Source organism: Streptomyces hesseae, assembly GCF_031845785.1.
In the GTDB taxonomy this organism is placed as follows: Bacteria; Actinomycetota; Actinomycetes; order Streptomycetales; family Streptomycetaceae; genus Streptomyces; species Streptomyces hesseae.
Genome location: NZ_JAVRFI010000015.1, coordinates 1 through 12,242, shown reverse-complemented (window position 1 = coordinate 12,242; position 12,242 = coordinate 1). Strand labels below are relative to the sequence as shown.

12 protein-coding genes are annotated in these 12,242 nt (G+C 71.7%); 6 read left to right on the top strand and 6 right to left on the bottom strand.

Features of this window, described 5'->3' with window-relative positions; genetic code table 11:
* The first annotated feature begins 3 nt into the window (after positions 1–3).
* Both RM609_RS21875 and RM609_RS21870 read left to right on the top strand, forming a co-directional pair.
* Positions 4–852, top strand: coding sequence for a thioredoxin domain-containing protein (locus RM609_RS21875; RefSeq protein WP_311613200.1), 849 nt, complete (start codon positions 4–6; stop codon positions 850–852).
* A gap of 136 nt (positions 853–988) precedes the next feature.
* Complete coding sequence (locus tag RM609_RS21870) at positions 989–2,641, top strand: alkaline phosphatase D family protein (RefSeq protein WP_438828503.1); 1,653 nt, start codon at positions 989–991, stop codon at positions 2,639–2,641.
* 55 nt (positions 2,642–2,696) lie between these two features.
* Here RM609_RS21870 and RM609_RS21865 read toward each other — a convergent pair whose 3' ends face one another.
* Positions 2,697–3,905, bottom strand: coding sequence for a helix-turn-helix transcriptional regulator (locus tag RM609_RS21865; protein WP_311613198.1), 1,209 nt, complete (start codon positions 3,903–3,905; stop codon positions 2,697–2,699).
* Between the two features lie 374 nt (positions 3,906–4,279).
* Between RM609_RS21865 and RM609_RS21860 the strand changes: the two genes are divergently transcribed.
* From RM609_RS21860 to RM609_RS21850, 3 genes are read left to right on the top strand one after another with little or no spacing between them, the layout of a single operon-like run.
* Positions 4,280–4,498 (top strand): hypothetical protein, encoded by a 219-nt coding sequence (locus tag RM609_RS21860; RefSeq protein WP_311613197.1) that lies wholly within the window; start codon positions 4,280–4,282, stop codon positions 4,496–4,498.
* Between the two features lie 43 nt (positions 4,499–4,541).
* Entirely contained in the window at positions 4,542–4,673 is a 132-nt protein-coding gene (locus RM609_RS21855) for a hypothetical protein (RefSeq protein WP_311613196.1), read from the top strand.
* Between the two features lie 4 nt (positions 4,674–4,677).
* Positions 4,678–4,866, top strand: a complete 189-nt coding sequence (locus RM609_RS21850) for a hypothetical protein (RefSeq protein ID WP_311613194.1) — start codon at positions 4,678–4,680, stop codon at positions 4,864–4,866.
* A gap of 59 nt (positions 4,867–4,925) precedes the next feature.
* Here the strand turns inward: RM609_RS21850 and RM609_RS21845 are convergent, their stop codons facing one another.
* Positions 4,926–5,516: a dienelactone hydrolase family protein gene (locus tag RM609_RS21845; RefSeq protein WP_311613193.1), complete on the bottom strand. Its 591-nt coding sequence runs from the start codon at positions 5,514–5,516 to the stop codon at positions 4,926–4,928.
* Between the two features lie 79 nt (positions 5,517–5,595).
* Here RM609_RS21845 and RM609_RS21840 point away from each other — a divergent pair, with 79 nt between their 5' ends.
* Positions 5,596–6,699, top strand: coding sequence for a mechanosensitive ion channel family protein (locus RM609_RS21840; protein ID WP_311613192.1), 1,104 nt, complete (start codon positions 5,596–5,598; stop codon positions 6,697–6,699).
* A 30-nt stretch (positions 6,700–6,729) separates the two neighbouring features.
* Here RM609_RS21840 and RM609_RS21835 read toward each other — a convergent pair whose 3' ends face one another.
* From RM609_RS21835 to RM609_RS21820, 4 genes are all read right to left on the bottom strand, one after another.
* A complete protein-coding gene (locus RM609_RS21835) occupies positions 6,730–8,322 on the bottom strand; it encodes a Na+/H+ antiporter (RefSeq protein ID WP_311613191.1) in 1,593 nt (530 codons plus the stop codon).
* Positions 8,323–8,451: 129 nt separating this feature from the next.
* Positions 8,452–9,393, bottom strand: a complete 942-nt coding sequence (locus tag RM609_RS21830; protein ID WP_311613190.1) for an RluA family pseudouridine synthase — start codon at positions 9,391–9,393, stop codon at positions 8,452–8,454.
* Positions 9,394–9,470: 77 nt separating this feature from the next.
* Complete coding sequence (lspA, locus tag RM609_RS21825; RefSeq protein ID WP_311613189.1) at positions 9,471–10,037, bottom strand: signal peptidase II; 567 nt, start codon at positions 10,035–10,037, stop codon at positions 9,471–9,473.
* Between the two features lie 64 nt (positions 10,038–10,101).
* Positions 10,102–11,676 carry a TraR/DksA family transcriptional regulator gene (locus RM609_RS21820; protein WP_311613188.1) on the bottom strand — a complete coding sequence of 525 codons (1,575 nt, stop codon included), beginning with the start codon at positions 11,674–11,676 and terminating at the stop codon, positions 10,102–10,104.
* Positions 11,677–12,242 lie beyond the last annotated feature (566 nt).

Sequence of the window (12,242 nt, the reverse complement as noted above, 5' to 3'; positions counted from 1 at the left end):
GTCATGAGCAACCCCCAGAACAAGGCCGCCGCCCGCGAACGCCTGCGCGCCGAGCGCGAGAAGCAGGCCAAGCGCGACAAGACCCGCCGTCAGCTCCTCATCGGCGGCGCGATCGTCGTCGTGCTGGCGGCGGCGGGCGGCATCGGCGTGGCCGTCTCCAAGGCCACCGACGGCGGCAAGAACACCAAGGTCAGCAGCGAGGACTGGGAGACCGCCGCCAAGAAGCGGGAGTTCAAGCAGCCCGCCAACACCACCGGCGACAAGGGCACCACGGTCGTCATCGGCAAGCAGGACGCGAAGAACACCCTGGAGGTCTTCGAGGACATGCGCTGCCCGGTCTGCTCCGGCTTCGAGCAGGCCGTCGGCGGGACCATCCAGAAGGACGTCAAGGACGGCAAGTACAAGGCCCAGTTCGAGGTGGGCACCTTCCTCGACCGCAACCCGATGATCAAGGGCTCGGGCTCCAAGAACGCGCTGAGCGCGCTGGGCGCGGCCCTCAATGTCAGCCCGGACGCGTTCCTGGAGTACAAGAAGGCGCTCTACTCGGTCAAGAACCACCCCGACGAGCGGGACGACGCCTTCTCCGACGACGGCAAGCTGGTGTCCGTCGCGCAGGAGGTGCCCGCGCTCAAGGGCAACGCCGCCTTCAAGAAGGACGTCGAGGACGGCACCTTCGACAAGTGGGCGCTGGAGATGTCCGCCGCCTTCGACAAGCAGGTCGGCCCGAACAAGCCCATCCAGGGCACCCCGGGCCTGAAGCTCAACGGCAAGGTGCTGGGCGACCAGCGCGGCCAGGCGCCGCAGGACCCGAAGACGTTCACCTCGCTGGTCGACGGGGCGCTCGTGAAGTAGCGGGCGGGCCGACGGCCCGTCATAAAGGTGACGGGCGGGCGAACACTCGATGATCGTCCGCCCACGCCTTTGTCACAGGACTTACCGCTGGTTCTACTCAGCAGTAAAGTGACGGCCCGTGACATCCCACGACCCCGTGATATCCCACGACATATCCCGCCGCACCGCCGTCACGGCCGTCGCCGCCACCGCGACCGCCGCCCTGATCCCGCTGGCCGCCGCCCCGGCCGCTCTCGCCGACTCGGACCCGCCCGGACCGCCCCGCCCGGCCTTCCTCCACGGCGTCGCCTCCGGTGACCCGCTGCCCGACGGCATCCTGCTGTGGACCCGCGTCACCCCCACCCCCGACGCCGTGCCCGGCTCCGGGCGCGGCCCGGCCGTGGACGTCGCCTGGCAGGTGGCCGAGGACGCCGGCTTCACCCGGATCGTCGCCCGGGGCACCGTCACCGCGACCGCCGCCCACGACCACACCGCCAAGGCGGACGTCCGCGGCCTGCGCCCGGCCACCGCCTACTTCTACCGGTTCACCGCCGGGGACACCGCCTCCCCGACCGCCCGCACCCGCACCGCCCCCGCCCACGACGCGGCCACGACCGGGCTGCGCTTCGGCGTGGTGTCCTGCTCCAACTGGGAGTCCGGCCACTTCTCCGCGTACCGCCACCTGGCCGCCCGCAAGGACCTGGACGCGGTCTTCCACCTCGGCGACTACATCTACGAGTACCGGTCCGGCGAATACCCCACCGCCAAGTACGTGGTCCGCCCCCACGCCCCCACCCACGAGATCATCACCCTGGCCGACTACCGCACCCGCCACGGCCAGTACAAGACCGACCCCGACCTCCAGGCCGTGCAGCACACCCACCCGCTGGTGGCCATCTGGGACGACCACGAGTTCGCCAACGACGCCTGGTCCGGGGGCGCCGAGAACCACACCCCGGGCGCCGAGGGCGACTGGAAGGACCGCGTCGCCGCGGCCAAGCAGGCCTACTTCGAGTGGATGCCCGTACGCCCCTCCGTCGAGGGCACCACCTATCGTCGGCTGCGCTTCGGCAAGCTCGCCGACCTCCACCTGCTGGACCTGAGATCCTTCCGCTCGCAGCAGGCGAAGCCCGGCAGCGGCAAGGTCGACGAACCCGGCCGCACCATCACCGGCCGCGCCCAGCTCGACTGGCTCAAGGAAGGCCTCGCGAGCTCCGACACCACCTGGCGGCTGGTGGGCAACCCCGTCATGATCTCCCCGGTCGCCTTCGGCGCCCTCCCGGCACATCTGCTGGAGCCCATCGCCAAGCTCCTGGGCCTCCCGGCGGGCGGCCTCGCCGTCAACACCGACCAGTGGGACGGCTACACCCAGGACCGCCGCGAGCTGATCGACCACCTGGAACGACGGGCCATCCGCAACACCGTCTTCCTCACCGGCGACATCCACATGGCCTGGGCCAACGACGTGCCCAAGCAGGCCGCGACCTATCCCCTGTCGTCGTCCGTCGCCACGGAGTTCGTCGTGACGTCCGTGTCCTCCGACAACCTCGACGACCTGCTGCACGTGGCCCCCCACACCCTGTCCGTGCCCGCGGCGGCGGCCATCAAGGCCTCCAACCGGCACGTGAAGTGGCTCGACATGGACGGCCACGGCTACGGCGTCCTCGACGTCACGGCGGAGCGGGCGCAGATGGACTACTACGTCCTGTCGGACAAGCGCGACGCGAAGGCGACGGCGTCGTGGGAGCGCTCGTACGCCACGCGCTCGGGGTCGCAGCGCGTGGAGCGGGTGGACGCGCCGGTGCGCTGACGTTTGCGGGGGCGCCGTCCCCCGGGCGGAGCACGTCCGGGGGACGGCGCCCCGGTCAGGCCACGCCGTCGAGCACGGACCTGACCTCCGGCACGTCGCGGAACTCAGCAAGACGGTCCAGCACGACCCGCACCCTCCGCGTCGTCCGGTCGCTGGCGACGTCGGCGGACAGGGAGATCACGCGCTCCGCGACGACTGCCGCTTCCTCGGGTTCGTTCGCGTCCGCCAAGGCGACGGCCAGCCACGACAGGTAGAGCGCCAGTTCCCGCGTATGCGTCGCGTCGTACCGACCGAGCACGTCACGGAGCAGCGGGACGGCCCGGAGAGGGCGGCGCAGTTCCGTGTAGACGCGGGACTCCATGACCAGGAGCTCGCCAGTGTCCACCCAGTAGAGGTAGCCCGGCGATCCGGCTCCGGCGGCGTCCTTGGCCAGTGCCTCGCCGGCCTGCCCGAGGACCCGCATGGCCGCTTGGGCGTGGCCCTGCCCCATCCTGGTCTCCGCCCATGCGACGCGGTCCAGGTACAGGGCTCGCGCCTTCGGCGGAGCGTCGGGACCTGCCTCTTCCAGGGCGGCACGGGCCAGGCTCAACCCATCGGCCTCCCGCCCGGTGTTGCTGAGCTGATAGGCGAGCGAACCGGCGAGGTTCCCGGTCAGGGTCAGGTCACCTGCCTGCCGTGCGGCGCCGATACCGAGACGGTAGACCGTCTCCGCCTCGCCATACTGACCGGCGTCACTGGCGATCCATCCGGTGATCTGGGCCAACTCGCCGATCTGGGACAGCAGCTCGGTGCCCACTTCTTCGCTGTGACTGGTCTCGCGGTACAGCTTGACGGCGGAGCGCAGTTCCCGCAGGGCGGGCCGGATGAGATCACCGCCCGCGATCACGTCGTCGGCCAACCTCAGCCCGTGCACCCGCTGTCGGAGACCGGCCACAGCGTCGGAACCAATACGGCGCCCACCGCGTGCGGTCAAGAGCGCCAGCGGATCTCCGGCGGGCAGGTAGTCGGCCAGGGACGGTGCGGGCAGTTCGAGGGCCGGTGGAGGCCCGGTGATCGCCTCCGCCGTTACCTTCAGGGCAGCCGCAAGGAACGGCAGCCACTCACGCGGTGTGCGCTTCCCCGTCTCGTACCGGCTGATCTCCTGGCGACCGATCGGTTCACCCGCGATCCCGGCGGCACGGCACGTCTCACGGGCCAAGCGTGCCTGACTCCACCCGCACTGTTCGCGTAGGCGTCGGATGTTGGCCCCGATGTTCCCTCCCACAGCCCCAGTCTGGCCGACAACTGGCCTACACGGGGCCGCTAGTCGGAGATCAAGGGCGGGCGGACGCTGGGTACCTCAACAGAAGTCGGCGGAAGGCGGCTCAGGCACATGGACGGGAACACGCTCCGGATCACGGGCGCACGGAGGCCCGAACACATGACAAGACAGCGGGACGGGAACCCGGATGCCGCGAGGATGACGATGCGGGTGTCACGGGACGGTGGGCGCTCCTGGGGGCCGACGCGCTACGTACAGGACACGAAGACCATCGAGGACGATCCGTTGCGGTTCCCGCCCTGCGGGTGCGGGCGCACCTCGGGGCATCGCTGCCTCGCCGCACGTGTGCTGGCCCTCACGCCCGGAGGCCGCTCGTGATGATCCCCCTGCCCATCAGCATGCCGGTCACCTACCGGCCGCCGGTCATCTCCCTGCCGCACACGTCGGCTGTCGGATCCCTCGGTCACGTGACCTGCGAGACCTGCAAGGACCTGATCACAGAGCGGAACGTGCGCCGGGCCCACGGCGACGAGACCGGAGCGCGGGCCAAGGCCACCGCCCTCGCGGACCACAGCAGGAATCACCACACGGTTTAGCGCGGAACGCACGAAAGCGCTGGCATCCAGGAAGGAGCACGACATGGGCAAGAAGGACGACGACTGGGACCCGAACGAGAACCGGGACCAGGTCACCGACCCCGACACGCAGGTCTCCCAGAACGGTAACGTCTACAGCAGCATGGCCGACGACGAGGAGCGCGAAGGGAAGTAGCGCGGTGATCCACGGCGAGAACCTGGCGAAAGATCTGGGGCGCGACCACGGCTTCGTACACATCGGGCGCACCAAGGACGGCAACGCCGTGATCATGCGCAAGGGCGACCGCTGGACCGTCGTCCCGCTCCGGTGGCTCACCAGTGACGCCGTGGACACCATCAAGGCCCAGGCCGGAATCAGCCTCGTCTGAGTCGTCCCGCGACCCGCCCCGCCGGACCTCCCCGGCGGGGCTGAGCGCCATTACGGGTCCTAGCCCGCCGCGACGTCCTCCAGGAACGCCAGCGCGACCGTCCACGTCCGCTCCGCCGCCTCCGCGTCGTAGTCGTCCAGCTCGGGGTCCGTGAAGAGGTGCCCCGCGCCGTGGTAGCGGTGGACCTCCACGTCCGCGCCGGCGCGGCCCATGCGCAGGTACCACGCGTTCAGCCAGTCGTGCGGCTCGAACGGGTCGGGGTCCGCGACGTGGAGCTGTACCGGCAGGTCGTCCATGGAGGCGTCCTCCGGGAGGTCGGACGTGCCGTGGAGGAGCAGCAGGCCGCGGGCCTTCTCGTCGGCCAGGGCCAGGTTCTGGGCGATGGAGCCGCCGAGGGAGAAGCCCGCGTAGACCAGGCCCCGATCCGACAGGGGGGCCGCCGCGGTCACGGCGCGTCGCAAGAGCTCCTCGCGGCCGATCTCGTCCTTGATGGCCATGCCGTCCTCGACGGTCTCCGCCGTGCGCCCCTCGTACAGGTCGGGCACATGGACCTCGTGCCCGGCGGCCCGCAGGCGGTCGGCGGCGGCGTGGACGGCCGGCCGCAGGCCGTATGCGGAATGGAATAGAACAATCGTGGTAGGGGACGTCACTGGAGGTCACTTCCTTACGGCATGAATCACGTGCCCCCATCGTGCCAGCCGGTTACGTTCGAAGGAGCGGAGGTGCTGCATGGAGCACATACTGCGTCCCCTAGCGGTGCTCGGCGGGGCGGTCCTGATCACCCTGATCGCGGGGTGGGCGGCCGACCAGGCGGTGCGCCGCGTGGCGGCGCTGCATCCCGAGACACCGTTGTGGGGGCTGCTGGAGCGCTGCCGGATGCCGTTGCGGCTGGTGCTGTGCACCGCGCTGCTGCGCGGCGGGTATCCCTCGGCGGAGCTGCCGAAGGGGTCCCGGGGCGCGGTCGGGCAGGTGCTGACGCTGATACTGATCGCGGCGTGCGCCTGGCTGGCGGTCCGGGTGGCGGCCGCCGTCGTGGAGTCCGGCTACGCGCGCTACGCCGCCGGCGCGCAGGACCCCTACCGGGTGCGCCGGGTACGGACCCAGGTGACACTGATCCAGCGGGTCGTCACGGCCGCCGTGTCCGTCGTGGCGGTGGCGGCGATGCTGCTGACCTTCCCCGCGATGCGGACGGCGGGGACGTCCCTGCTGGCCTCGGCCGGGGTGATCGGCGTCGTCGCGGGCATAGCCGCCCAGTCGACGCTGGGCAATATCTTCGCCGGGCTCCAGATCGCCTTCGGCGACATGGTGCGCATCGGGGACACCGTCGTGGTCGACGGCCAGTGGGGCACCGTCGAGGAGATCACCCTCACCTATCTGGTGGTGACCACCTGGGACGAGCGGCGCATCACCATGCCGGTGTCGTACTTCACCAGCAGGCCCTTCGAGAACTGGTCCCGGAGCAATCCCCGGATGACCGGCACCGTCTTCCTCCACCTGGACCACGCGGCCCCCATCGACCTGATCCGCGAGCGGCTGCACGAGGTCCTCAAGGAATGCCCCGAGTGGGACGGGCGCGGCTGGAGCCTGGTCGTCACCGACACCACGCCCTCCACCGTCCAGGTGCGGGCGCTGGTCACCGCCAAGGACCCCGACGACATCTGGACGCTGCGCTGTGTGGTCCGCGAGGCCCTGATCGCCTGGCTGCGTCGGGAGCACCCGTACGCGCTGCCGCGGATCAACACCGCTCCCGCGCCCGGCCTGGAGGAGGCCCCGGACCGCCGGCAGGCCCCGCCCACGTCGGGGGACATCGGCCCGGGGCCGGGGACGACATAAAGGCGACATAAAAACGCGTAAAACGGCAGCTCACGCCCCGCGCAGGCTCCGCATGTCCAGTTGCCGCAGCACCCGGTCCACCACCTCCGGGTCCATCCACGGCTCGCTGCGCGCGTCGAGCACCGCGTGCCGGGCGGCCGAGAGCAGCTCGGAGTGGATGGTCTGGATGGTGCGCAGCCGGTGGACGCGCTGGGAGTGGGCCTCGCGGCGTTCCTCGTCGACCATCTCGGGGCTGATGCGGGCGCCGATGTCGTAGGCGCGCCGGTGGAGCATCTCCACCAGGTCCTCGGGAAGCTCCTCCTGTCGTTCGATCTCCAGCAGCCGGTGTTTGGCGGCCTTGGCGGCGCGGATGGCCAGCTGGCGCTCCAGCTCGTGGGTCCAGTCGGAGTCGGCGCGCACGCCGAGCAGCTTGACCAGCCGGGGCAGGGTGAGGCCCTGGACGACGAGGGTGGAGACGATGACGGCGAAAGCGATGAAGAGGATCTCGCCCCGGGCGGGGAAGGGCGACTTGTCGTCCGTGGTCAGCGGGATGGCCAGGGCGAGGGCCACGGAGGCCACGCCGCGCATCCCGGACCACCACATCACGAGGGTCTCCCGCCAGTTCGTCAGGATCTCCTCGTCGATGTCGCGGCCCTTGTGCAGCCTCCTGGCCAGCCAGGCGGCGGGCAGGAGCCACGCCAGGCGAACGCCCACCACGACGGCGATGACGACGCCGCCGATGCCGAGCATCTCGCCCCAGCGGCCGTAGGCGGTGCTGATGGCGTTGTGGAGTTCGAGGCCGACGAGGCCGAAGGCGACGCCGGTGACGAGGGTGTCGACGATCTCCCAGAAGGTGTGCCCCGCCAGCCGCCCCAGGACGTCGTCGGCGTCGCTCGCGAACTCGGCGAGGAAGAGCGCGGTGGTCAGCACGGCGAGCACCCCGGAGCCCTTGAGCTCCTCGGCGAGGACGTAGGAGACGAACGGCACGAGCAGGGTGAGCCCGATCTGGAGCGTGGGGTCGCCGAGGACGTCCATCAGCCGCTTGCAGATCCAGCCGAGGGCCAGGCCGACGCCGACGGCCACCACGGCGGAGAACACCAGCTCGCCGGCCGCCCTGGGCAGCGAGAAGCTGCCGCTGACGGCGGCCGCGACGGCCACGTGGTAGAGCACGATGGCGGTGACGTCGTTGAAGAGCCCCTCCCCCTCCAGGATGGAGACGAGGCGGCGGGGCAGCCCCAGGGAGCCCGCGACGGCGGTGGCGGCCACGGGGTCGGGCGGGGCGACGAGCGCGCCCAGCGCCACGGCGGCGGCCAGCGAGATCCCGGGCACGATCGCGTTGGCGACGGCGGCGACGGCTGCGGTGGTGACGAAGACCAGCGCGACCGCGAGCAGGAAGATCGGCCGCCGGTTGGCGGCGAACTGCCGCCAGGAGGTGCGCTGGGCGGAGGCGTAGAGCAGGGGCGGCAGGACCAGCGGGAGGATGAACGCCGGCGGGATGTCGACGTTCGGCACGAACGGCAGCAGCGCCAGGACGATCCCGCCGAGCGTCATCAGCACCGGCGACGGCAGCCCGAGCCGGTCGCCCAGCGGCACGGTGACGAGCGCACCCAGCAGCAGGACGAACAGCAGGGCGAGCTGGTCCACGGATGCCCTCCGGGCGGGTGGGTACGGGTGTGACTGCCGGGGCCGTTCCCCCAGCCTGCCTCACCCGCCGGCCGCCCGCCCTCCGGGCCGTTCTCCGGGGGTTCTCCGGGCCGTTCTCCGTCCGGGCGGCTACGCGCTCTCGGCGCGCACCGTGTCCAGGGCGTACTGCAGATCGTCGGGGTAGTCGCTCTCGAACTCCACCCAGCGGCCGTCCGAGGGGTGCTCGAAGCCGAGGCGCACGGCGTGCAGCCACTGGCGGGTGAGCTTCAGCCGCTTGGCGAGGGTGGGGTCGGCGCCGTAGGTCATGTCGCCGACGCAGGGGTGCCGGTGGGCGGACATGTGCACACGGATCTGGTGGGTGCGGCCCGTCTCCAGCTTGATGTCCAGCAGGCTGGCGGCCCGGAACGCCTCGATGAGGTCGTAGTGGGTCACCGACGGCTTGCCGTCGGCGATGACGGCCCACTTGTAGTCGTGGTTGGGGTGCCGGCCGATGGGGGCGTCGATGGTGCCGCTCATCGGGTCCGGGTGGCCCTGGACCAGCGAGTGGTAGCGCTTGTCGACCGTGCGCTCGCGGAACTGCTGCTTGAGCAGGGTGTAGGCGCGCTCGGACTTGGCGACCACCATCAGGCCCGAGGTGCCGACGTCCAGGCGGTGGACGATGCCCTGGCGCTCGGCGGCACCCGAGGTGGAGATGCGGTAGCCCGCGGCGGCGAGGCCGCCGATCACGGTGGGGCCGGTCCAGCCGGGGCTGGGGTGCGCGGCCACGCCCACCGGCTTGACGATCACGACGATGTCGTCGTCGTCATGGATGATCTCCATGCCCTCGACGGGCTCGGCGACGATCTGCACCGGCGCGGGCGCCGCGGGCATCTCGACCTCAAGCCAGGCGCCGCCGGTGACCCGGTCGGACTTCCCGGCCGCGGCCCCGTCGAGCTGGACCTTGCCCGCGGCCGCCAGCTCGGCCGCCTTGGTGCGGGAGAAGCCGAACATACGGGCGATCGCGGCGTCGACGCGCTCGCCCTCAAGGCCGTCGGGAACAGGCAGGGCGCGGATCTCGGGAATGGTGCTCACCCGTCGAGTATGACGGACGGGCGCGGCATCCCCGCCCCGGGCCTCGGCCGGGGGCCCGGCCCCGGTGGGCCGGGGGCTCAGTCCTGGTGGACGGTGCCGTCCGGGTCAAGGCCCCGGAAGGAGAGGATCACGATCAGGAAACCGCCGCAGACGATCGCGGAGTCGGCGAGGTTGAAGACGGCGAAGTGGGCGGGCGCGATGAAGTCCACCACGCCGCCCTGGAAGCCGCCGGGCGAGCGGAACAGCCGGTCGGTGAGATTGCCGAAGGCACCGCCCAGCAGCAGGCCGAGCGCGATCGCCCACGGCATGCTGTGGAGCTTGCGGGCGATCCGGGCGATCGCCACGATCACGGCGGCGGCGATGACCGTGAAGACGACCGTCATCGCCTCGCCGATGCCGAAGGCCGCGCCCCGGTTGCGGATCACCTCGAACTGGAGCCAGGTGCCGAACACCTGGATGGGGTCGTGATGCTCCAGCTGGGCGACCACGAGGAGCTTGCTGCCCAGGTCGAGGAGGAACGCGAAGGCGGCCACGGCCAGCAGCGTCCCGATGCGCCGCGGGCCCTTGGGCGCGCTCTCTTCACCGGCCGTCGCCGTCGCCCCGGTGGGCTCGGTGGGCCGTCCGGCCTGTTCCGCCTCAGTCACGTGAGTCCCTGGATGTCGTCCCTGCTGGCTGAGGACGAGGGTACGGCACTTGGTGCGGGGCCGGTCAGCGACGTTCCTGTCGCTGCTTGCACTCCACGCAGAGCGTGGCGCGGGGAAATGCCTGCATACGGGCCTTGCCGATCGGTTTGCCGCAGTTCTCGCAGAGGCCGTACGTACCGGCGTCCAGGCGTTCCAGCGCCCGCTCGGTCTGCTCCAGCATCTCCCGGGCGTTGGCGGCGAGGGCCAGTTCGTGCTCCCGGGTGATGTTCTTGGTGCCGGTGTCCGCCTGGTCGTCGCCCGCGCCGTCGCCCGAGTCGCGCATCAGGCCGCTGATCGCGGCCTGGGAGGCCTCGATCTCGTTGCGCAGCCGCATCGTCTCGCTCATCAGCTCGGTGCGGGCCTCGGCCACCTCCGCCGGGGACCAGGGCTCCTCCCCCGGTCGTACGGCGAGCTCGCCGGGCGCGACCGCGGCCGTGCCCGCGCCCGCGCGGGCCCCCGGCACCTTCTTCGCGGCCTGCCCCATGGTCTTCTTCGCAGCCACCGTCCTGGCTCCCGTCTCCTCAGCGGACAGCTCATCGGCGGCCGCGCCCTGCCGGGCCCGGCCGCCCTTCTTCGCTGGTGCGGTGACCTCGGCGGCTCCGCCCTTACGGGCCGCCGCGGCCGTGGCCACCGTGGCAGTCTTCCCCGCCGCGGCGCTTTCTCCCGTGCGGTTGGATTTTTTGGCCGGGGCGGGCCCCTTGGCGGCGGCCGCCGCCTTCTTGGCAGGAGCCTTCTTCGGTACTGGGGTGCCCTCCTTGACGGCGGCGCGGCCCTTCGCCGGCGCGGCCGCCTTCTTGGCCGGGGCCCCCTTCTCCCCCGCCGGAGCGGCCTCGGCGCCGCCTCGCGCGCTCCCCGAGGGGGCGGCCTTCGCGGCCTTGGCCGTCTTGGCCGCGGCCTTGGTCGTTCCGGCCGCCTTGGCCGCCGTACCGCCGGAGGATGCCGCGGCCTTGGACGCGGCGGCCGACCCGGCTTTCGCGCCGGAGGCGCGCTTCTTGGTGGTGGGGGTGGCCTTGGGGGCGGCGGCGCGCCCGTTCGCGGGAGCGGCTTTCGCCGCCTTCGCGGCCTTCTTGGCGGGAGCGGCCTTCGGGACGGGGGCACCCTCCGTGGCGGCGACGTGCCCCTTCGCCGGAGCGGACTTCGCCGACTTCGCAGCCTTCTTCGCGGGAGCCGCCTTCGGGGCAGGGGTGCCCTCCTCGGCGGCGCCATGCCCGTTCGCCGGGGCGGCCTTCCCGCCGGTGGCCTTCTTCTTCCCCGCCGGGGCGGCCTTGGCGGCCTTCTTGGCCTGGGCCGGCTTCTTGCCGGGCGCGGACGCCCCGCCCGTGGTCTTCTTCGTGGTCTTCTTCGTGGTCTTCTTCGCGGCCCCTGACCCTGTCGTCCTCGCGGCGGCCTTTGGCTTCGCGGAAGCGGTCTTCTCCGGCGCCGCAGCGCCCTTGGCCGGGGCGGCCTTCGCCGCCTTCGCCGCCTTCCCGGCCGCGGACGAGGCGTTCGCCTTCCCGCCGGCCGAAGCCGGCTTCGCGGCCGGCTTCGCGGCCGATGCCGCCTCCCCCGCAGGCGCAGGCGCAGGCGCAGACGCAGCCGAACCCGTCGACTTCTCCGCCATGGCCGCGATCCCTTCACATTTTATGATCTTGGGCGCAAATCGTGCGGGAACGATAAATCGCCCGGGCCCCCTCGGCAACGGGGCTCGCCGGTCTCGCCCTCCACGCCCCGCCTCCGGCCCCTTGTCGGTCGGCCGCCCCATCGCGCGCCCCGTACACTGGGCGCAGCGAGAGGCGTGGAAGGGACCAGTAGCGCCGCACGCAGCCATCAGCGATCCGGGGACGGTGCGAGCCCGGAGGTGTGCGCGGAGTGAGGATCAGCCCGGAGCCGCCGGAAGAACGTCCCGCCGAGGGGCCAGTAGAACCGGCTTCGCGACCCTAACGAGGGGGCTGGAGACGGAGAGCGTCTGCGGCCAAGGAGGGTGGTACCGCGGGAGCGCGCAGCGCGTCTCGTCCCTCCGACGGACAGTGCGATGACGTTCCGCCGGAGGAAGCCCATGACGCAGTACCGCCAGGTACCCGCACAGGTCGACCTGCCCGCCCTCGAGCACGCGGTGCTCGACTTCTGGCGCGAGCACAAGACCTTCACCCGCACCCTCGACCAGTCCGAGGGCCGCCCCGAGTGGGT

Excerpts from the sequence above, each read along its gene's own strand:
- RM609_RS21820 (WP_311613188.1), bottom strand. The coding sequence starts at position 11,676 with ATGGCGGAGAAGTCGACGGGTTCGGCTGCGTCTGCGCCTGCGCCTGCG.
- RM609_RS21875 (WP_311613200.1), top strand. The coding sequence starts at position 4 with ATGAGCAACCCCCAGAACAAGGCCGCCGCCCGCGAACGCCTGCGCGCC.
- RM609_RS21840 (WP_311613192.1), top strand. The coding sequence starts at position 5,596 with ATGGAGCACATACTGCGTCCCCTAGCGGTGCTCGGCGGGGCGGTCCTG.
- RM609_RS21860 (WP_311613197.1), top strand. The coding sequence starts at position 4,280 with ATGATCCCCCTGCCCATCAGCATGCCGGTCACCTACCGGCCGCCGGTC.
- RM609_RS21855 (WP_311613196.1), top strand. The coding sequence starts at position 4,542 with ATGGGCAAGAAGGACGACGACTGGGACCCGAACGAGAACCGGGACCAG.